Annotated in this window: 18 protein-coding genes and 1 pseudogene; 14 read left to right on the forward strand and 5 right to left on the reverse strand. The window is 65.8% G+C overall.

The annotated features are described in order from the left end of the window. The gene (locus CSQ99_RS27480; protein ID WP_099042174.1) at nt 1-2,091 is read right to left on the reverse strand and encodes an alpha-1,4-glucan--maltose-1-phosphate maltosyltransferase; all 2,091 of its coding nucleotides are present in this window, start codon (nt 2,089-2,091) and stop codon (nt 1-3) included. Nucleotides 2,092-2,252: 161 nt separating this feature from the next. On the opposite strand from CSQ99_RS27480, the gene glgP reads away from it, so the two are divergent. The 3 genes from glgP to CSQ99_RS27495 all read left to right on the forward strand — a co-directional run bounded on the left by glgP (nt 2,253) and on the right by CSQ99_RS27495 (nt 6,556). After that, complete coding sequence (gene glgP / locus CSQ99_RS27485) at nt 2,253-4,862, forward strand: alpha-glucan family phosphorylase (RefSeq protein WP_099042159.1); 2,610 nt, start codon at nt 2,253-2,255, stop codon at nt 4,860-4,862. After that, nucleotides 4,859-5,704: a virginiamycin B lyase family protein gene (locus CSQ99_RS27490; RefSeq protein WP_099042160.1), complete on the forward strand. Its 846-nt coding sequence runs from the start codon at nt 4,859-4,861 to the stop codon at nt 5,702-5,704. Before glgP ends, CSQ99_RS27490 begins: the two co-directional genes overlap by 4 nt. 102 nt (nt 5,705-5,806) lie before the next feature. Continuing rightward, nucleotides 5,807-6,556 (forward strand): MspA family porin, encoded by a 750-nt coding sequence (locus CSQ99_RS27495; RefSeq protein WP_176561248.1) that lies wholly within the window; start codon nt 5,807-5,809, stop codon nt 6,554-6,556. 12 nt (nt 6,557-6,568) lie between these two features. Here CSQ99_RS27495 and CSQ99_RS27500 read toward each other — a convergent pair whose 3' ends face one another. The 3 genes from CSQ99_RS27500 to CSQ99_RS27510 form a co-directional block, all read right to left on the reverse strand. Further along, nucleotides 6,569-8,008, reverse strand: coding sequence for a neutral zinc metallopeptidase (locus CSQ99_RS27500; RefSeq protein ID WP_099042161.1), 1,440 nt, complete (start codon nt 8,006-8,008; stop codon nt 6,569-6,571). Nucleotides 8,009-8,090: 82 nt separating this feature from the next. After that, the gene (locus CSQ99_RS27505; RefSeq protein ID WP_099042162.1) at nt 8,091-10,040 is read right to left on the reverse strand and encodes an ATP-dependent DNA helicase; all 1,950 of its coding nucleotides are present in this window, start codon (nt 10,038-10,040) and stop codon (nt 8,091-8,093) included. A gap of 38 nt (nt 10,041-10,078) precedes the next feature. Continuing rightward, the gene (locus tag CSQ99_RS27510) at nt 10,079-11,398 is read right to left on the reverse strand and encodes a nicotinate phosphoribosyltransferase (RefSeq protein ID WP_176561249.1); all 1,320 of its coding nucleotides are present in this window, start codon (nt 11,396-11,398) and stop codon (nt 10,079-10,081) included. 54 nt (nt 11,399-11,452) lie between these two features. Here CSQ99_RS27510 and clpS point away from each other — a divergent pair, with 54 nt between their 5' ends. From clpS to rph, 10 genes are all read left to right on the forward strand, one after another. Then, entirely contained in the window at nt 11,453-11,755 is a 303-nt protein-coding gene (gene clpS, locus CSQ99_RS27515) for an ATP-dependent Clp protease adapter ClpS (RefSeq protein ID WP_099042163.1), read from the forward strand. A gap of 7 nt (nt 11,756-11,762) precedes the next feature. Continuing rightward, the gene (gene aosR, locus CSQ99_RS27520) at nt 11,763-12,344 is read left to right on the forward strand and encodes an oxidative stress transcriptional regulator AosR (RefSeq protein WP_099042164.1); all 582 of its coding nucleotides are present in this window, start codon (nt 11,763-11,765) and stop codon (nt 12,342-12,344) included. Nucleotides 12,345-12,346: 2 nt separating this feature from the next. Then, the gene (locus tag CSQ99_RS27525) at nt 12,347-13,366 is read left to right on the forward strand and encodes a P1 family peptidase (protein ID WP_099042165.1); all 1,020 of its coding nucleotides are present in this window, start codon (nt 12,347-12,349) and stop codon (nt 13,364-13,366) included. A gap of 82 nt (nt 13,367-13,448) precedes the next feature. Next, nucleotides 13,449-13,862 carry a M67 family metallopeptidase gene (locus CSQ99_RS27530; RefSeq protein ID WP_099042177.1) on the forward strand — a complete coding sequence of 138 codons (414 nt, stop codon included), beginning with the start codon at nt 13,449-13,451 and terminating at the stop codon, nt 13,860-13,862. A 24-nt stretch (nt 13,863-13,886) separates the two neighbouring features. Beyond that, on the forward strand, nt 13,887-14,159 hold the full coding sequence (locus CSQ99_RS27535; RefSeq protein WP_099042166.1) for a MoaD/ThiS family protein: 273 nt from the start codon (nt 13,887-13,889) through the stop codon (nt 14,157-14,159). Beyond that, nucleotides 14,160-15,131, forward strand: a complete 972-nt coding sequence (locus tag CSQ99_RS27540; RefSeq protein WP_099042167.1) for a cysteine synthase — start codon at nt 14,160-14,162, stop codon at nt 15,129-15,131. It begins immediately after the preceding gene. Continuing rightward, nucleotides 15,122-15,811 carry a rhomboid family intramembrane serine protease gene (locus CSQ99_RS27545; protein WP_099042168.1) on the forward strand — a complete coding sequence of 230 codons (690 nt, stop codon included), beginning with the start codon at nt 15,122-15,124 and terminating at the stop codon, nt 15,809-15,811. The genes CSQ99_RS27540 and CSQ99_RS27545 overlap by 10 nt, the downstream gene beginning before the upstream one ends. Beyond that, nucleotides 15,808-16,641 (forward strand): glutamate racemase, encoded by an 834-nt coding sequence (gene murI, locus CSQ99_RS27550; protein ID WP_099042169.1) that lies wholly within the window; start codon nt 15,808-15,810, stop codon nt 16,639-16,641. The genes CSQ99_RS27545 and murI overlap by 4 nt, the downstream gene beginning before the upstream one ends. Nucleotides 16,642-16,699: 58 nt before the next feature. Further along, nucleotides 16,700-17,473 (forward strand): cyclic nucleotide-degrading phosphodiesterase, encoded by a 774-nt coding sequence (locus tag CSQ99_RS27555; protein WP_099042170.1) that lies wholly within the window; start codon nt 16,700-16,702, stop codon nt 17,471-17,473. Between the two features lie 33 nt (nt 17,474-17,506). Beyond that, nucleotides 17,507-18,289: a ribonuclease PH gene (gene rph / locus CSQ99_RS27560; RefSeq protein WP_099042171.1), complete on the forward strand. Its 783-nt coding sequence runs from the start codon at nt 17,507-17,509 to the stop codon at nt 18,287-18,289. A gap of 68 nt (nt 18,290-18,357) precedes the next feature. Here rph and mbp1 read toward each other — a convergent pair whose 3' ends face one another. Then, nucleotides 18,358-18,645, reverse strand: a complete 288-nt coding sequence (mbp1, locus tag CSQ99_RS27565) for a microaggregate-binding protein 1 (RefSeq protein WP_425437886.1) — start codon at nt 18,643-18,645, stop codon at nt 18,358-18,360. Between the two features lie 57 nt (nt 18,646-18,702). Here mbp1 and CSQ99_RS27570 point away from each other — a divergent pair. Further along, nucleotides 18,703-19,242, forward strand: a pseudogene (locus CSQ99_RS27570) (non-canonical purine NTP pyrophosphatase); the annotation flags it as partial. Nucleotides 19,243-19,358: the final 116 nt, after the last annotated feature.

A 19,358-nucleotide genomic window follows, 5' to 3' on the forward strand; every position in this document is an offset into this window, starting at 1 on the left:
TCACTCCCTACGCAGTAGGTTGAGTCGTTGGTCGGCCGGCACCTGGGGCATGTTCAGCACATGCGCCACAGCGTTAGCCGGATCGAGGCGAACATAATTCGCTTGCCCCCATTGGTATTCGTTACCGGTGATCTCGTCGCGCACCCAAAAGCGGTCGTAGGGCTCCATACCCAGCGCGCTCATATCCAGCCACAGCGTCGCCTCTTCCGGGCCGAACGGGTTGAGCGTCACCACCACCAGTACCTGATCGCCCGTGCCGGGGTCGAACTTGCTGTAAGCCAACAAGGCGTCGTTGTCGACATGGTGGAATTTGATGGTGCGCAGCTGGTGCAGCGCTGGATGGACGCGGCGGATCTCGTTGAGCCGGGTCAGGAAGGGCTCGAGTGATTCACCGTCTGCCAGCGCCGCCTCGAAATCGCGGGGCCTCAACTCATACTTCTCGGAATTGAGGTACTCCTCGCTGCCCTCGCGGACAGCGCGGTGCTCGAAGAGTTCATAACCCGAATACACGCCCCACGACGAGCTCATCGTCGCGGCCAGCACCGCGCGGATCGCGAACATGCCGGGGCCGCCGTGCTGAAGGCTTTCGTGAAGGATGTCCGGCGTGTTGACGAACAGATTGGGCCGCGCGTAGTCGGCATGCTCGGCGATCTGTTGACCGAATTCGGTGAGCTCCCACTTTGCCGTGCGCCATGTGAAGTACGTGTAGGACTGTGTGAATCCGAGTTTGGCCAGACCGTAGAGCCGCGCCGGCCTGGTGAAGGCCTCGGCGAGGAAGAGCACGTCGGGATCTTCGCCCTTGACCTTGCCGATCAGCCACGCCCAGAAATCGGGCGGCTTGGTATGCGGGTTGTCCACCCGAAACACCTTGATCCCGTGGGAGACCCAGAACCGCACCACCCGCAGTACCTCTTCGTACAGACCGGCGGGGTCGTCGTCGAAGTTGATCGGATAGATGTCCTGGTACTTCTTCGGCGGGTTCTCGGCGTAGGCGATGGTGCCGTCGGGGAGCACCGTGAACCATTCCGGATGATCCTTCGCCCATGGATGGTCGGGTGCACACTGCAGCGCCAGGTCCAGCGCCACTTCCATGCCTTGATCGCTTGCGGCAGAGACGAATTCATCGAAGTCGTCGATCGTGCCCAGTTCGGGATGGATCGCGTCATGGCCACCCTTGTCGCTGCCGATCGCCCACGGTGAACCGACGTCACCCGGGGCAGCGGTGACGGAGTTGTTGCGGCCTTTGCGATGAACCGTACCGATCGGATGAATCGGCGGAAGGTAAACCACGTCGAAGCCCATAGCCGCGATGCGCGGAAGCGCCTTGGCGGCGGTGGCGAACGTGCCATGGACAGGCTTGCCCTTTTTGTCCCACCCGCCCGTCGAGCGCGGAAACAGCTCGTACCATCCACTGAACCGGGCCAGCGGACGGTCCACCCATACACCGTATTGCTCACCGCGGGTGACCAATTCGCGCAACGGATGCTCGGTGAGCAACTGCGTCACATCGGGTGAGAGTGCTGCGGCGGCCCGGGTGAACGGGTCGCCGGGCTTTCGCAACAACTCCGCTGCCTCGATGATCGGGTCTCGCAGCTTGCGCGGCACTCCCGGCGTCGCCCGTTCGAGTAGCCGCGCTCCGACCAGTAGATCGTTGGACAGCTCGTCCTCGCCTTGGCCGGCGTCCAGCTTCGCAATGACAGCCTTGCGCCATGTCGCGATCGGATCGCCCCATGCGTCGACTCGATAAGTCCATAGTCCGACGTTGTCGGGGGTGAACTGACCGTGAAATACATCCGGGGTCGTGCCCATAGCCATCGACAGATGGTGCCGGGTGATGCGTGGCCGTGGATTGACGACCGTCTCGATAGGCACCGCCTCCGCGGCCGCAGGCGCCGCGCTTGTCGGTCCGTTGACGAGCTGCGGATAGGCCGGACCGTGGTAGCGGACGACGAGGGTGGCCGAGACGGCGTCATGGCCTTCTCGCCATACCGTCGCGCGCACCGGCACGATCTCGCCGACGACGGCCTTGGCCGGGAATCGTCCACCGGATACGACGGGGGCGACGTCATCGATCCCGATCCGACCGACCACTTCCCACCACTCCTTCACGCTGCCTGGATGAGCTCATCATTCGCTTCTTTGCGCCTATACCCACCGTAATGCGCTGCCCAACCAACCGGAGGTGAAGCCGTACGAGGACCAGGTCTGCAGTGCGACGAAATGTCAGTAAGGTTGAGTCGCGTGATGGCCCCATGAAAGCTCTGCGAAGGTTCACCGTCCGCGCACACCTTCCCGAACGCATGGTGGCGCTCGAAAGGCTGTCGATCAATCTGCGGTGGTCTTGGGATAAGCCGACCCAGGATCTGTTCGCGACAATCGATCCGGAGCTCTGGAAGCAGGTCGGATGCGACCCGGTCGCGTTGCTGGGTCAGGTCAGCCCGAAACGGCTCGACGAGCTTGCCGCGGATGAATCCTTTGTCCGGCAGCTCGACGAATTGGCCGGTGAACTGGACGATTACCTGTCCCGGCCGCTCTGGTACCAGCAGCAGCTCGACCACGGTGCAGAACTGCCCAACGGCATCGCATACTTTTCGATGGAGTTCGGCGTCGCCGAGGTGCTACCCAACTACTCCGGCGGCCTGGGCATTCTTGCCGGCGACCATCTGAAGTCGGCCTCTGACCTAGGACTGCCGCTGATCGCGGTGGGCCTGCTGTACCGGTCGGGTTACTTCCGGCAGTCGTTGACCGCCGACGGCTGGCAGCACGAAAGCTATCCGTCGCTCGATCCGCAGGGCCTGCCATTGCGACTGCTCACGGATGCCGAAGACAACGCGGTGCTGGTCGGCCTTGCGATGCCCGATGGCGCCGAGTTGCGTGCGCGGGTCTGGATCGCCCAGGTCGGCCGAATTCCCTTGCTGCTGTTGGATTCCGACATTCCGGAGAACGACCACGACCTCCGCGGTGTGACCGACCGGCTTTACGGTGGTGACCAGGAACACCGAATCAAGCAGGAGATCCTGGCCGGCATCGGCGGTGTGCGCGCGATCCGCGCGTTCACCGAGGTCGAGGGCCTGGCCTCGCCCGAGGTGTTCCACATGAACGAAGGGCACGCCGGTTTCCTCGGCGTCGAGCGGATCCGCGAGCTGATCGACGCCGGGCTGGATTTCGACACCGCACTGACCGTGGTGCGCTCGTCGACGGTGTTCACCACCCATACGCCCGTCCCGGCCGGGATCGACCGGTTCCCGGTGGAGATGGTCAAGCGCTACTTTGGCAGCCCCGCCGACGACTCGGGGGCCGACTCGCGGCTGCTTCCCGGCGTATCGCTGGATCGCATCATCTGGTTCGGGGCCGAGGATGACCCCTCGAAGTTCAACATGGCGCATATGGGTCTCCGGCTTGCTCAGCGGGCCAATGGCGTCTCATTGCTGCACGGCAAGGTGAGCCGCGGCATGTTCAACGAGCTGTGGCCCGGCTTCGACTCGAACGAGGTGCCCATCGGCTCGATCACGAACGGCGTGCACGCGCCCACCTGGGCGGCGCCCGAATGGTTGGAGTTGGGCCGCGAACTGATCGGCAACGACGACCTCGGCATGCTGCGCGAACCCGAGGTGTGGGGGCGATTGCATCAGGTTGATCCGGGGCACATGTGGTGGATTCGCTCACAGCTTCGCGCGAAGCTGGTCTCCGACGTCCGTGCGCGGTTGCATCGATCTTGGCTGGAAAGGGGCGCTGCGGAGGCCGAATTGAGCTGGATTGCAACGGCGTTCGATCCCAACGTATTGACCATCGGGTTCGCGCGACGAGTCCCCACGTACAAGCGGCTGACCCTGATGCTGCGCGATGCGGAGCGACTGGAGAAGCTTCTGCTCGACGCGGACCGTCCGCTCCAGCTGATCGTCGCAGGTAAGTCACACCCCGCCGACGACGGCGGAAAGGCGTTGATCCAGCAGGTCGTGAAGTTCGCGGATCGGCCCGAGGTCCGGCACCGCATCGCATTCCTGCCCGACTACGACATGTCGATGGCGCGCCAGTTGTACTGGGGCTGCGATGTCTGGCTGAACAATCCACTGAGACCGCTGGAGGCGTGCGGCACGTCGGGCATGAAGAGTGCGCTCAACGGCGGGCTGAACCTGTCGATCCGCGACGGTTGGTGGGACGAGTGGTATGACGGTGAAAACGGTTGGGAGATACCGACCGCCGACGGACTGGCCGACGACGGGCGGCGCGACGATCTCGAGGCCGCCGCGCTGTACGACCTGATGGAGAAGTCCGTTGCCCCGAGGTTCTACGACCGCAACGAGCACGGCGTCCCCGAGCGGTGGGTGGAGATGGTGCGCCACACACTGATCGCGCTCGGACCGAAGGTGCTGGCCTCGCGCATGGTGCGCGACTACACCGAGAAGTACTACGCGCCCGCCGCTCAATCGCTGCGCAAGACTGTCGAAGCCGGCGCCGACGGCGAGCCGTTCGGTGCAGCACGCGAGCTGGCGGCCTATCGCGAACGCGCTGCCGAGGCGTGGCCGAAGATTCAGATCACCGACGTCGACAGTTACGGGCTTCCGGATACTCCGCTGCTGGGCTCCGAACTGACGCTGACTGCGACGGTTCACCTGGCCGACCTGACACCCGAAGAGGTGTCCGTGCAGGCGGTGCTCGGGCGCGTCGACGCCGGGGATGCGCTGGTGGATCCGGTGACCGTACCCATGCAGCACACGGGTACCGCCGACGGCGGCAACGAGATCTTCACGACGACCGCACCGCTGCCGGTCGCGGGGCCCGTGGGGTACACGGTGCGGGTGTTGCCCCACCATGCGTTGCTAGCGGGAGACAACGAACTCGGCCTCGTCACGCTCGCGTGACGGCCCTCAACGTTGCGGTCGATGGCGGGCCCTACGCACTGGCTGCCGGCTCCGACGGCGCGCTGTGGGTGACGTTGGTGCACCGCGGCGCGGTCGCACGGGTGACGGCGGGCGGCGATGTCGAGGTCTTCCCCGTTGCCGCTGAGTGCCGTCCGTCCATCATCACCTCAGGCCCGGATGGCGCGTTGTGGTTCACCCGCAACGGTGACGATCGCATCGGGCGGATCAGCACGGCGGGGGAGTTGTCCGAGTTCGCGCTGGAGGAGGGCAGCGCGCCGTACGGCATCACCGTCGGAGCAGACGGCGCCCTGTGGTTCACCGCGATGACGAGAGGAAACATCGGACGAATCTCCGTCGATGGCGAGCTGTCCGATCCGCATCCCGTCGGTGGGGCGCCGTCGATGATCGTCAGCGGACCCGACAACGCGCTGTGGTTCACCCTCAACCAGCGCAACGCAATTGGTCGGCTGACACTGTCGGGTGAACTGTCGGTGCGTGACCTACCCACTGCCGCAGCGGGTCCGGTGGGTATCGCGGCGACCCACGACGACGCGATCTGGTTCACCGAGATCCATGCCGAGCGGCTCGGAAGGATCCCGATGAATGAGGCGATCCAGGAGATCGACCTGCCGGGTAAGCCGCACGCCGTCGTCGCCGATCCGGAGGGCGGAGTGTGGGTCAGTCTGTGGGGTTCGGACCAGCTCGCCCGGGTGAGTGGCGACGGCGAGATCGTCACGGTCGACCTCCCGCCTGGCAGTGAGCCGCATGGCCTTGCGATCGGTCCTGAGGGTGCGCTCTGGGTCGCGCTGGAAGCCGGCTTCGTGGTGCGGATACCTTTTTGAGCGCTGCTGTTTGCGGGTCAATCTCGCGGACACCTGCTCCGCGCGTATCTCGGTCGGGGTAGGTTGCGTCAATTACCGCGAGGCGTGGGAAAGGGCTCGGGTGTGACGGTTGGGGATGTGCTGCGAAGCGGCATCACAGTGTTGGCCATCGGTGGATTGCTGAGTTGTACATCGGGCGGAACCGCCCTTGCCCAGCCTGGGCCAGAGCCCCAGCCCGTCCCGGTCGATGCACCCCTGCCCGTGGCTGCCCCGCTGCCGCCCGTCGACGAGGGCCCCGTCGAGTCGACGCCGCCCGCCGTGACTGAGACGCCGGATGGCTGGGAGCTCACGCTGTCGGCCAAAGACGAGACCCAGGCCCCCATCCCACCGCTCACCACCGCGTTGTCGTCGCGTGAATACGTCGTCGGCGGAACCTATAGCGGCACGCTGAGGGGGCCCGACGACGGTGAGGAAACCGGGGGCACTCTCGAGGTCGGCTACGAAATCGGCTGCGGCATCGACATGAGCACCTCCAACGGCGTCTCGCTGACCGGCACGATGGGCATCAACCCGTCCATCGGACTCATCGGCATCGACGTCATCTCGCCGGGGATCGACGGCATCCTGCCCGGGTTGGGGGGAAATCTCGGCGGCGGCATCACCGTGGGACTCAAGCCCGGCCTGATCAACATCATCCCGGTCACCAAGAAGGACTACGTCGGCGCCGACCCATGGGTGATGGTCAGCAATTTCCGCGTCAAGATCGACGGTTGCGTGGGTGAGTCGTTCATCCGCTCATACGCGTTCCTGACGAGGTCCACTCAGCAGTCTGAAGCCGTGCTGGCCTGGTACGGCGTGACGAAAAAGATCTAGTCGCGGTGTGCGTCAGTCGAAGCGTTTGAAGCAGCGCTCCTGATCACCGAGCACGCCGACGCGGAATGCATCGATCCGTGAGAAGCCCGACGGCACCGATTCACCGTTGACGTCACTGGCGGCCAAACCGTTGGTGAGGATGCCCGACACCGCCTCGTCGACGTCACCGGCGGTCAGCGTGATGGTGTTTCCGCCGGGTGTGCTGCTGTCATTCGAGAACTTGGCGGTGGCGACGCCGGTCAGGCACGCGGTGCGCAGCGCGGCCTCGGCATTGTCGAGTGCCACCCCACCGTGCTCATGCTGGATGGCCTGCATGTAGCGCGACATCAGGATGGAATAGGCGGAATTGTCACCGGTGGCCAGGCCGACGTCGTCCTCGTAATCCGGCTGAGCGCCCATCGCTTCCAGTTCGGGGAGGTCGACGACGATGGTGTTGGTCGCCGGACAGAAAGAGACCGGTGGACTCGTTCGCGCGTCGGCACAGTCGACGGCGTCGAAGCTCAGCTTCGGCGGGTTCTTCGGGCTGAACAACGTGTCCATCGCGCCGATGATGTCTTGCACCGACTTCTCGGTGATCGCCAGTTCACCCGTGTGATCCTCGGGGAGCAGGACGGGCAGGTCGCCGCGGCGCTGACCGATCTCCCTCATGTCGATCGATGCACAGGCAGCCACCCCGTCGGTGAATCCGAACTGGAAGGCCGACACCCGTTCGAATGCCGAACCGTGTTCGTCCATGCCGACCTCGGGATCGTCGATGTTCAGCAGCGGATCGCGGAACCCGATGACGGCCGCCAGCACGTTGTTCAGTCCGTCTGCGGTCGAGAGTGTGAAGCGCGGCGAGTTGTCTTCGGCCACCCAACGCATGTAGGCGCCGGCCAGACAGTCGGCCTGCTGCTCGGACACCAGCGTCGGGGTGTCATCGTCGGCCATCCCGGACTGGTACTGAACGGCGTGCCCGTACTCGTGTGCGAGCACCAGCGCCACGCCCATGTCGCCGTGGGCCCGTTGCAGCGCAGGCAAGAGCTCACCGCGGTCCCATCCGATGGTGTGGTCGTCAAGGCAGTAGCCCGCGTTCACGATTCCGTACGTGGTGTCGCCGCAGAACTCGGTGTCGTCGAAACCGTTTGCGTCCCATGAGATCAGCTCCGTCACCGGTTCGAAATTGCCATCGAAGGACTCGCCGTACACGGCTTCCCAGAACTCTTCGATGTCGCTGATCGCCTGACGGCCGAGTTCGTCCATGTCGCCGTCGTCGGTGTCTAGCACATCGCGAGTCGGGGGGTCGGGAACAGGCCGCAGGCCGCTGGCCCCGTCGGTGGCGGGCATTCCTGCGACCCTGAACGGGTCGTCGAACACCGAGACCGCATTGCCCTGCAGCGTCGTGCTGCACGACGTGATGAGCAGCGCCGCGGATACCGCGATCACGGCGCCCGCCAGGTGACGTGGGGGCATTGACGCCGCCTTTCTCCGGGTCCGCCGGCGGCCCGGGCGGGCAGCGCGGGCGCGGGGTTAGCCGACAGGGTAATGAAAGTAATCAGCCCGCGCGTAAGCGTTCGAGCGCCGCACGGACCCGAACGGTGTCAGTGGTCGCCCAGAACGGCGGCAGCGACGCCCGCAGGAACCCGCTGTAGCGGGCGGTGGCCATGCGCGAGTCCAGTACCGCGACCACGCCCCGGTCGTCGATGCGCCGCAGTAGCCGGCCGGCGCCCTGAGCCAGCAGCAGCGCAGCGTGGCTGGCGGCGACCGCCATGAAACCGTTGCCGCCTCGGGCGGCCACCGCACGCTGGCGTGCCGTCAGCAGCGGGTCGTCAGGCCTGGGGAACGGGATGCGATCGATGAGCACCAGCGACAGCGACGGGCCGGGAACGTCGACGCCCTGCCACAGCGACAGCGTCCCGAACAGTGACGTCTGTGCATCATCGGCGAACCGCTTCACCAGCGCCGATGTGGTGTCCTCGCCCTGACACAGGATCGGGGTGGCGAGGCGATCTCGCATGATCTCGGCGGCGGCCTTCGCCGCGCGCATCGACGAGAACAGGCCGAGCGTACGGCCCCCGGCCGCGGTGACGAGCGCGGCGATCTCGTCGAGTTGTTCGGCCGAGCCGGTGCCGTCGCGACCCGGCGGGGGGAGGTGGGCGGCGACGTAGAGGATGCCCGACTTCGCGTGCTCGAACGGCGAACCGACGTCGATGCCGCGCCACCGGACCTTGGCGTCATCGCCGGCCAGGCCCCACGCCGACGCCATCGCGTCGAAGTTGCCCCCGAGCGTCAGTGTGGCCGAGGTGAGCACGGCTGTCGATTGTTCGAACAGCCTGCTGCGCAACAGAGAAGACACCGACAACGGCGCGACCCGAAGAAACACCCGCGTATTGCCGCGGTTCTCTTCGCGTTCCAGCCACACCACGTCGGTGCGGTCCGGAATGGCCGGCACGAAGGAGTCGAGGATGCGCGATGCGGTGTCGCCCAGATCGGTCAGTGCGGTGACGGCTTCGGCGCGCGCCGACGCCGCCTTCGGGTCGCTCGGACTGGTATCGATCGCCGACCGCGCCCGGTGCGCGGCGTCGCGCAGAGCGGTCAGATTGGTGGCCATTTCGTCGTCGAGGATGTCGATACGCCCGGGCGCGGCGTCGTGGATGACCGACGACAGTGTTGCGGTCGCGACCTCCAGTCGTTGCGCGAGTTCCTGGTCGACCAGGCGCGCGGCACGTCGGTGGGCGACAGCCATGGACGTCGCCGAGAGTTCTCCGGTGGCCACGCCGGTCACTCGGTCGACGAGTTCATGCGCTTCGTCGACCACGAGCAGTTGGTGCTCGGGAAGGACGGCGGCGTCGGACACGGCGTCGATGGCCAGCAGTGCGTGATTGGTGACGACCACATCGGAATGGCCGGCCTTGTCGCGAGCCTTCTCGGCGAAACAGTCGGTGCCGAACGGGCAGCGAGAAACACCGATGCATTCCCGCGCCGAGACGCTGACCTGCGACCACGACCGGTCAGGCACTCCCGGTGTCAGCTCGTCGCGATCACCTGTCTCCGTATCCGAGGACCACGCGATCAGCCGCTGCACATCGCGGCCGAGGGCCGATGCGGCGACCGGCTCAAACAGCTCCTCCTGGGATTGCTCATCCGGCTCTGTCGCCGAGCCATTGTGAACCTTGTTGAGGCACAGGTAATTTCCCCTGCCCTTCAACAGCGCAAATTCGGGGGTGCGCGGTAGCGCGTCGGCCAATGATTCGGCCAGCCGTGGCAGATCGCGGTCGACCAGCTGCCGCTGCAGTGCGATGGTCGCCGTCGAGATGACGACCGGCTCGTCGGTGTCGACGGCCCGTGCGATCGCAGGCACCAGGTAGGCCAGTGACTTCCCGGTTCCGGTGCCTGCCTGGACTGCGAGGTGTTCGCCGCTCTCGAAGGCATGCGCCACCGCCTCGGCCATCTCGATCTGGCCGAGGCGTTCTGAACCGCCGAGCCCGGTGACCGCTTTGGCCAGTAGTTCGGTGACGTTCCCAGTCTCGCCCGTGGCTGCTCCTAGTTTCCCGGTGAATCGCGGGCTGCGATCATGCGGGTGGGGATCGCCGGTTCACCTCGGGATAATTTCAGGCCGTCCCACGGGAGGCTTCCCAGCCCCTCCTTGACGCGCTCGCGCGCAGCGTCAAGTCCCGCGCCACTTACCGGATCGCCCTGCTGGACCAGCGCCGTCATCAGCCGGCGTTCGACCAAGCCCCGGGGCTCCGGCCCGGCGTTGCCGAAGGGATGCACGACCTCCTCGACGACGGTGCCAGTCGACTTGGCCAGACGCAGCGCCCCCTTGCGGCCGCCGTGGGACTCCTTGTGAAGACTTCGCTTCTCCACCGGTATTCCGTCCACCTCGACCAGCTTGTAAACCATCCCGGCGGTCGGTGCGCCAGAGCCGGTGACCACCGACGTTCCCACGCCGTAGGTGTCGACAGGCTCGGCGCGTAGGGCGGCGATCGCGAACTCGTCGAGATCCCCCGACACCACGATTCGCGTCCGATGGGCGCCGAGGCTGTCCAGCTGATCGCGGACCTGTCGCGCCAGCACGCCGAGGTCACCCGAGTCGATGCGGACCGCGCCAAGTTCCGGGCCTGCCACCTCCACCGCGTTGGCCACGCCCGCGGTGATGTCGTAGGTGTCGACAAGCAGTGTCGTGCCGACGCCGAGCGCGTCGACCTGCGCCCGGAACGCCGCCTGTTCGTCAGGTCCGTTTGAAGAGGTATGCAGCAGCGTGAACGCATGCGCGCTCGTACCCAGCGCGGGCACCCCGAAGGTGCGCTGCGCTTCGAGATTGGACGACCCGGCGAAACCTGCGATGTAGGCGGCGCGCGCAGAGGCGACCGCGGCCTGCTCGTGAGTGCGCCGCGAGCCCATTTCGATCAATGTGCGGCCCTGTGCTGCGCTGACCATCCGGGCCGCCGCCGACGCGATCGCCGTGTCATGGTTCAAAATCGACAGTGCGAGGGTTTCCAGGATGACGCACTCGCCGAACGTGCCGTGGACGGCGAGGACGGGGGAGCCGGGGAAGTAAAGCTCACCTTCGGCGTACCCGTCCACGTCCCCGCGAAACCGGTAATCGGCGAGGTATGCGAGCGTCTCGCGATCGCAGAAGTCCGAAAGCGCCGAAAGTTCGGACTCCTCGAACGTGAACTGCGCCAACGCTTCCACGAATCGCGCGGTTCCGGCGACCACGCCGTAGCGGCGACCTTCGGGAAGTCGGCGGGCGAACACCTCGAACGTTGTCCGTCGGTGCGCGGTCCCGTCGTTGAGCGCGGCCGCGAGCATCGTCAACTCGTACTTGTCGGTGAGTAACGCAGTAGACGCCGGGACCACACCGCAACCGTAGTAGTTCGAAGGCTCTTCTATGGCCGGGCTATCCTTATCCACATGGTTACGCCAGCGAAGGCCCGACCGGGAACTCGCGAGGAACTGGACGTCGCCACGCTTGACGCGACGGATAGCCCTTGGGTCACCCTGGTCTGGGACGACCCGGTCAACCTGATGACATACGTGACGTATGTCTTCCAGAAACTCTTCGGCTACAGCGAGCCCCACGCGACTAAACTCATGATGCAGGTGCACGAGGAGGGTAAGGCTGTGGTGTCGGCGGGCAGCCGGGAGTCGATGGAGGTCGACGTCTCCAAGCTGCACGCCGCGGGTTTGTGGGCGACCCTTCAGCAGGACCGCTGACCCGACTGTGCGCAAATGGAAACGGGTCGATGCCGCCGACGGCCCGCGCTTCCGATCGGCGCTGGCCGCGCACGAGGTTTCGCTGTTGCAGAACCTGGCGACGTCAATGGTCGGGATGCTCGACGACCGTGAATCATCATCTCCTGCTGATGAACTCGAAGAGATAACTGGAATGCGCACCGGCCACTCGTCGCCTCCGGAGGATGAGACGATGAAGCGGCTGCTACCGGACTTCTTCCGTCCCCAGACCGACCATCCGGCGGGTTCCGGTCCCGCCGAGAGCCTCAACAGCGCGCTGCGCAGCCTCCATGAGCCGGAGATCATCGAAGCCAAACGTGAAGCGGCGCAACGGTTACTGAATACCGTGCCGCCCCATGGCGGTAAACTCGAGCTCACCGAGGACGACGCGCACGCGTGGGTCGCGGCGGTCAACGACATGCGGCTCGCGCTGGGCACCATGCTCGGAGTCGCCCAGGATGGGCCTGCCGAAATGCCGCCCGAGCATCCGATGGCGGGTCATCTGGACGTGTACCAGTGGCTGACCGTGCTGCAGGAGTACCTGGTGCTGTCAATGATGGGGAAGTCATAGCGATGGGCGCGATCACGGACGTCGGCGGAATCCTCGTCGGCCATCACCACCGGATCGATCCCGATGTCGAGCTCGGTTCGGGCTGGGCCGCTGGTACGACGGTCGTGCTGACCCCGCCGGGGACGGTGGGGGCCGTCGATTGCCGCGGCGGCGCGCCCGGCACGCGCGAGACCGACCTGCTCGACCCGATCAACTCGGTGCGCCATGTCGACGCGGTGGTGCTCAGCGGAGGTAGCGCGTTCGGTCTGGCCGCAGCCCACGGCGTGATGGAGTGGCTCGAGGAGCGGGGCCGGGGGGTGGCGATCGAGGACGGTGTGGTGCCGATCGTTCCTTCCGCGGTGATTTTTGATCTTCCGGTCGGCGGATGGAAGTGCCGTCCGAATGCGGAGTTCGGTCGGGCCGCCGCCGAGAGCGCAGGCATCGAGGTGGCCATCGGCACGGTGGGAGCAGGCGTCGGGGCTCGCGTCGGCGTGCTCAAAGGCGGGGTCGGCACCGCTTCGGTGATGCTGGAATCCGGGGTGACGGTGGGAGCCGTCGTGGTCGTCAACGCCGCTGGTGACGCTGTAGATCCGGCGACGGGGCTGCCCTGGCTCGCGGACCAGATCGAGGAGTTCGGTCTCATCGCTCCGCCGGCCGATCAGATCGCCGCGTACGCCGACCGCCACTCCGAGCTCAGCCCGCTCAACACCACCATCGCGGTCGTCGCGACCGACGCGGTGCTGAGCAAGGCCGGATGCCGCCGGATGGCCGTCGCCGCCCAGGACGGGCTCGCACGCACCATCCGGCCGTGCCACACCCCCCTCGATGGCGATACGGTGTTTGCGCTGGCGACCGGTGCCATCGAGGTGCCGCCGGATCCGACGACCCCGGCGTCGATGTCGCCGGAGGTGCCCTTGATCACCGCGCTCGGGGCGGCCGCCGCGGACTGTCTGGCCCGCGCGGTCCTCGTCGGTGTGCTGGCCGCGGAGTCGGTAGCAGGAATACCGACGTACCGGGACATGTTGCCCGGAGCGTTCGAATGAATTGTCGGCGAAACTGTATTCCAGCAGGTGTCTACTCGACATTCTGCTGCCGGAATGCAGTTTCGCGGGGAAAGGGAAGACAGTGCTGGTGATCCGAGCGGAGTTGGTCGACGCCATGGTCGCCCATGCCCGCGCCGACCACCCTGACGAGGCGTGCGGGGTGATCGCGGGACCAGAGGGGTCCGATCGCGCGGAGCGATTCATCGCGATGACCAACGCCGAGCGCTCGCCGACGTTCTATCGGTTCGACTCCGGCGAGCAGCTCAAGGTGTGGCGAGCCCTAGAAGACGCTGACGAGGCTCCCATCGTGATCTATCACTCGCATACCGCCACCGAGGCCTACCCAAGCCGCACCGACATCGCGTATGCGTCCGAACCGGACGCGCACTACGTGCTGGTGTCCACGCGCGACCCCGACGAGCACGAGCTGCGCAGCTACCGCATCCTCGACGGCGTCGTCACCGAAGAACCCGTCAAGATCGTCGAGCAGTACTAGAACTTTGAAAGGAGTGACCGGCCCATGTCTGTCACCGTGTCGATCCCAACCATTCTGCGCACCCACACCGGCGGCGAGAAGCGTGTCACCGCAGCGGGCGAAACCGTGGGTGCGGTGATCAGCGATCTCGAGGCGAACTACTCGGGAATCTCCGATCGCCTGATGGATAACGGCAAGCTGAACCGCTTCGTCAACATCTATGTCAACGATGAGGATGTGCGGTTCTCCGGAGGGCTGGATACCGTGGTCTCCGAAGGGGATTCGGTGACGATCCTGCCCGCCGTCGCAGGTGGCTGAGTGACTCGATACGACTCCCTGATCCAGGCGCTCGGCGATACGCCGCTGGTTGGCCTGCAGCGGCTGTCGCCGCGATGGGCTGGCGACGACGATCAGCCGCACGTGCGGTTATGGGCCAAGCTGGAGGATCGAAACCCCACCGGTTCCATCAAGGACCGGCCCGCTTTGCGGATGATCGAGGATGCCGAGCGGCGGGGTGAATTGCAGCCCGGCGCAACGATTCTCGAACCGACCAGTGGCAATACCGGCATCTCGCTGGCCATGGCGGCGCTGCTCAAGGGCTACCAGATGATCTGCGTGATGCCCGAGAACACCTCCATCGAGCGACGGCAGCTGCTGGAGCTCTACGGTGCGCGGATCATCTACTCACCCGCCGAGGGGGGCTCGAACACCGCGGTCGCTCACGCGAAAGAGCTTGCGCTGCAGAATCCTTCGTGGGTGATGCTCTACCAGTACGGCAACGAGTCGAATGCCCTTGCGCACTATGAGGGCACCGGCCCCGAGCTGCTGGCCGACCTGCCGGAGATCACCCACTTCGTGGCGGGCCTTGGCACCACCGGCACGCTGATGGGGACCGGGCGGTATCTGCGCGAGCACAAGCCCGACGTCCAGATCGTGGCGGCCGAGCCCCGCTACGGCGAGGGTGTCTACGCGCTGCGCAACATCGATGAGGGGTTCATCCCCGAGCTGTACGACCCCGACGTGCTGACCACCCGCTTCTCCGTCGGCTCCTACGACGCGGTCAAGCGCACCCGCGAGCTCGTCCAGGTGGAAGGCATCTTCGCCGGCATCTCCACCGGTGCGGTGCTGCACGCCGCTCTGGGAATGGGGGCCAAGGCGCTCAAGGCGTCCGAGCAGGCCGACATCGCGTTCGTCGTCGCAGACGCCGGGTGGAAGTATCTGTCGACCGGTGCGTACGCCGGTAGCCTGGATGACGCGGAGGACGCGTTGGAAGGGCAGTTATGGGCTTGACAGGTCCCGGATACCCGGGGACGTCGGCGGCGCCGAAGAAGCGGCCCGCCTGGATCGTCGGCGGCGTGACGATCATCAGTTTCGTCGTGCTGCTGTGGGTCATCGAATTGTGGGACTCGCTGACCAACCACCGCCTGGACAACAACGGCATCCGGCCGCTGGAGACCGACGGACTGCTGGGCATCATCTGGGCGCCGCTGCTGCACTCAGACTGGAATCACCTGATCGCCAATACCGTTCCGGCACTCATCCTCGGTTTCCTGATGACGCTCGCGGGTTTGTCGCGGTTCATCTTCGCCACCGCGATCGTCTGGATTCTCGGCGGATTCGGCACCTGGCTGCTCGGCAATATCGGCGCGCACTGCCCCTACGTCGGCGTGCGCTGCGAGACGAACCACATCGGCGCCTCGGGACTGATCTTCGGCTGGCTGGCGTTCCTGATCGTGTTCGGATTCTTCACTCGCAAGGTGTGGGAGATCGTGGTCGGTGTCGTCGTCCTGTTGGTCTACGGCAGCGTCCTGTTCGGGGTGCTGCCCGGCACCCCCGGGGTTTCGTGGCAGGGCCACCTGTGCGGTGCGGTCGCCGGCGTCGTCGCGGCGTATCTGCTGTCCGGGCCGGAGCGTAAGGCGCGCGATCACCGCAAGGTCGCGGCGAAGAACCCGTACAACCTGACGCCGTGAGTTCGGCAACTGCGCCCGTCGGGATCTTCGATTCCGGGGTCGGCGGGTTGACGGTCGCCCGCGCGATCATCGACCAGCTGCCCGACGAAGACATCATCTATGTCGGCGACACCGCCAACGGCCCCTACGGCCCGTTGACCATTCCTGAGATCCGCGCGCATGCGTTGGCGATCGGCGACGACCTCGTCGAGCGTGGTGTCAAAGCGCTTGTGATCGCATGCAATACGGCGTCGTCGGCATGCCTGCGCGATGCCAGGGAGCGGTACGCACCCGTGCCCGTGATCGAAGTGATCCTGCCTGCCGTGCGTCGTGCCGTGGCCGCCACCCGCAACGGCCGCATCGGCGTCATCGGAACCGAGGCGACGATCGCGTCGAGGGCGTATCACGACGCGTTCGCGGCGGCGCGCGACACCGAAGTGATCGGGGTGGCGTGCCCCCGATTCGTCGACTTCGTCGAGCGTGGAGTGACCAGCGGGCGCCAGGTGCTCGGCCTCGCGGAGGGATATCTGGAGCCGCTCCAACGTGCCGAGGTCGACACGTTGGTGCTGGGGTGCACGCACTACCCGATGCTGTCGGGCCTGATCCAACTCGCGATGGGGGATCACGTGACACTGGTGTCCAGCGCCGAGGAGACCGCCAAGGACTTGCTTCGGGTGCTCACCGAACTTGATTTGCTACATCCCCATCCGGGCGACGGGGGACCCGCTGTTCGCCGCCGTTTCGAGGCGACCGGCGATCCTGAGGCGTTCACCACACTTGCGGGTCGATTCCTTGGCCCGACAGTCGAGGGTGTTCGCCCCGTTCAGCGCCCTGCTGAAGTGAAAAAATGAATTCGGCCACGCAAACGGGCGATGTTTTCGTCTTGCGGATGGTGGGCATGGCAAGCTAGTGAGTGTGCGAATCACCGTACTCGGTTGCTCCGGCAGTGTTGTCGGGCCTGATTCGCCAGCGTCCGGTTATTTGGTCACCGCCCCCGATACCCCGCCGCTAGTTCTCGATTTCGGCGGCGGCGTGCTGGGTGCGCTGCAGCGCTATGCCGATCCGAATTCCGTATACGTACTCCTCTCGCATCTGCACGCGGACCACTGTCTTGACCTTCCTGGCCTATTCGTGTGGCGTCGCTATCACCCGTCGCCGGCACAGGAGCGTGGCGTCATGTACGGCCCGGCCAATACCTGGGCTCGGCTGGGTGCGGCGTCGTCGCCCGAAGGTGGGGAGATCGACGACTTCTCCGATATTTTCGACATCCGTCACTGGGTGGACAACCGCGGGGTGGAGATCGGCACGTTGAACGTCGTGCCTCGCCTCGTCTGCCATCCCACCGAGTCGTACGGTTTCCGGATCTCCGATCCGACGGGCGCCACCTTGGTCTACAGCGGCGACACCGGATACTGCGATGCCTTGATCGACCTGGCCCGTGGGGCTGATGTCTTTCTCTGTGAGGCGTCGTGGACGCATACGCCGGAGCGCCCGCCGAGGTTGCATCTGTCGGGGACGGAGGCCGGCCGGGCCGCGGCCAACGCCGGTGTCGGCGAACTGCTGTTGACGCACATCCCGCCGTGGACATCGCGCGAAGACGTCATCAGTGAGGCCAAGGCTGAGTTCGACGGTCCGGTGCACGCCGTGGTGTGCGGCGAGTCCTTCGAGGTTGCACGGTCCTGAGGCGCGTCGGGCCCACCGGATAGGGTTGGCCACGTGTCCAGACGAGAAGACGGCCGCCTTGACGACGAGCTGCGACCGGTTCGCATCACGCGCGGCTTCACCACTCATCCCGCCGGGTCGGTGCTTGTTGAGTTCGGCCAGACCCGGGTCATGTGCACCGCCAGCGTCACCGAAGGTGTGCCCCGCTGGCGTAAGGGTTCCGGGCAGGGCTGGCTGACCGCCGAGTACGCGATGCTGCCGGCCGCCACCCACGACCGCTCCGACCGCGAGTCGGTCAAGGGCCGTGTCGGGGGCCGCACCCAGGAGATCAGCCGGCTCGTCGGGCGGTCACTGCGTGCCTGCATCGATCTGGGCGCACTCGGGGAGAACACCATCGCGATCGACTGCGATGTGCTGCAGGCCGACGGCGGCACGCGTACCGCGGCGATCACCGGTGCGTATGTGGCGCTGGCCGACGCGGTGACGTATCTGGGCGCGGCGGGCAAGTTATCGGATCCGCGGCCGTTGTCGTGCGCGATCGCCGCGGTGAGTGTCGGTGTGGTCGACGGCCGTGTCCGTGTCGACCTGCCTTACTCGGAAGACTCCCGCGCCGAGGTGGACATGAACGTCGTCACCACCGACACCGGAACCCTGGTCGAGATCCAGGGCACCGGTGAAGGGGCGACGTTCCCGCGCTCGACGCTGGACAAGATGCTCGACGCCGCGATGGCCGCGTGTGAGCAGATCTTCGTGATCCAGCAAGAGGCTCTGGAGCTGCCCTATCCCGGAGTGCTGCCGGAGTCCTCGGAGCCGGCGAAGAAAGCGTTCGGAAGCTGAGGTCTGGCCGCTAGGCGCCAACGAGAACACCCTCGGCTGCGGTGCGCCGAGGGTGTTTCGATGATCGATTACTTGGATGTGCCGGCGGCGGCCTTCTGACGCGTCTCCTGTGCCTTGGCCTTGGCGCGGGCAGTCTCCGCTTCGGCCTCTGCCCGGGCTGCATCAAGCTGGTGTGAGGCCTTCTCGACCTGCGCCCGACCTTCTTCCTGAAGATCGCCGCGGCTCAGGATCAAACCGACCACCTGCTTGGTGAACCCGATGGCACCGGAGACAATGCCCCGGACGGCCTCGATTGCGCCGTTGTTGTTCTCTGCCATTACTCCCCCTCTTCGTTGGCGTTCCTTGACGTCGTTCATTGACGTCCGACGCTGTAGCGATACCCTCGGCGCTAGCTACTACAAGCAGTTGTTGGCATGCTCACAAAGGGTTTAAGCCTGACCGGTCTACTTGTCGCCAGTCGCAATCGCAAGAAGCTGGCAGAACTGCACCGCGTACTCGATGCTGCGGGAGTCTCGGGGCTGACGCTGTTGTCGCTCGACGATGTCGCGGCGTTCGACGAGGCACCGGAGACCGGTGCGACGTTCGAGGAGAACGCGTTGGCGAAGGCGCGCGACGCCTACCGCGCCACGGGGTTGGCGTCGGTGGCCGACGACTCGGGCCTCGAGGTGGCGGCGTTGAACGGCATGCCCGGAGTGTTGTCGGCGCGATGGTCGGGACGCCATGGCGACGACTCGTCCAACACGTCGTTGTTGTTGGGACAGTTGAGTGATGTGCCTGACTCGCGGCGCGATGCTGCCTTCGTATCGGCGTGCGCACTGGTGTCTGATGCAGGCGAAGTTGTGGTGCGCGGTGAGTGGCCTGGCGCCATCGTCCGGGAGCCGCGCGGCGACGGCGGATTCGGCTACGACCCGGTCTTCCTACCGTCGGGGTCGACGCGCACCGGAGCAATGATCAGAACCTGTGGATGAGCCTCGGCGAGGTGGCGTGAAAGTGGGCGCACCTTCCCGAGGATGATCATCACGGAAACAGGATCTCGATCAAGACCGGCGTTGGCGCGCTGGTTGGGAAG

This window comes from Mycobacterium neglectum, assembly GCF_002591975.1.
Taxonomy (GTDB): domain Bacteria; phylum Actinomycetota; class Actinomycetes; order Mycobacteriales; family Mycobacteriaceae; genus Mycobacterium; species Mycobacterium neglectum.

Coding starts and splice junctions, on each gene's coding strand:
- CSQ99_RS27525 (WP_099042165.1), top strand. CDS start 12,347: ATGGGCGCGATCACGGACGTCGGCGGAATCCTCGTCGGCCATCACCAC.
- glgP (WP_099042159.1), top strand. CDS start 2,253: ATGAAAGCTCTGCGAAGGTTCACCGTCCGCGCACACCTTCCCGAACGC.
- clpS (WP_099042163.1), top strand. CDS start 11,453: ATGGTTACGCCAGCGAAGGCCCGACCGGGAACTCGCGAGGAACTGGAC.
- CSQ99_RS27535 (WP_099042166.1), top strand. CDS start 13,887: ATGTCTGTCACCGTGTCGATCCCAACCATTCTGCGCACCCACACCGGC.
- CSQ99_RS27500 (WP_099042161.1), bottom strand. CDS start 8,008: ATGCCCCCACGTCACCTGGCGGGCGCCGTGATCGCGGTATCCGCGGCG.
- CSQ99_RS27545 (WP_099042168.1), top strand. CDS start 15,122: ATGGGCTTGACAGGTCCCGGATACCCGGGGACGTCGGCGGCGCCGAAG.
- mbp1 (WP_425437886.1), bottom strand. CDS start 18,645: ATGAACGACGTCAAGGAACGCCAACGAAGAGGGGGAGTAATGGCAGAG.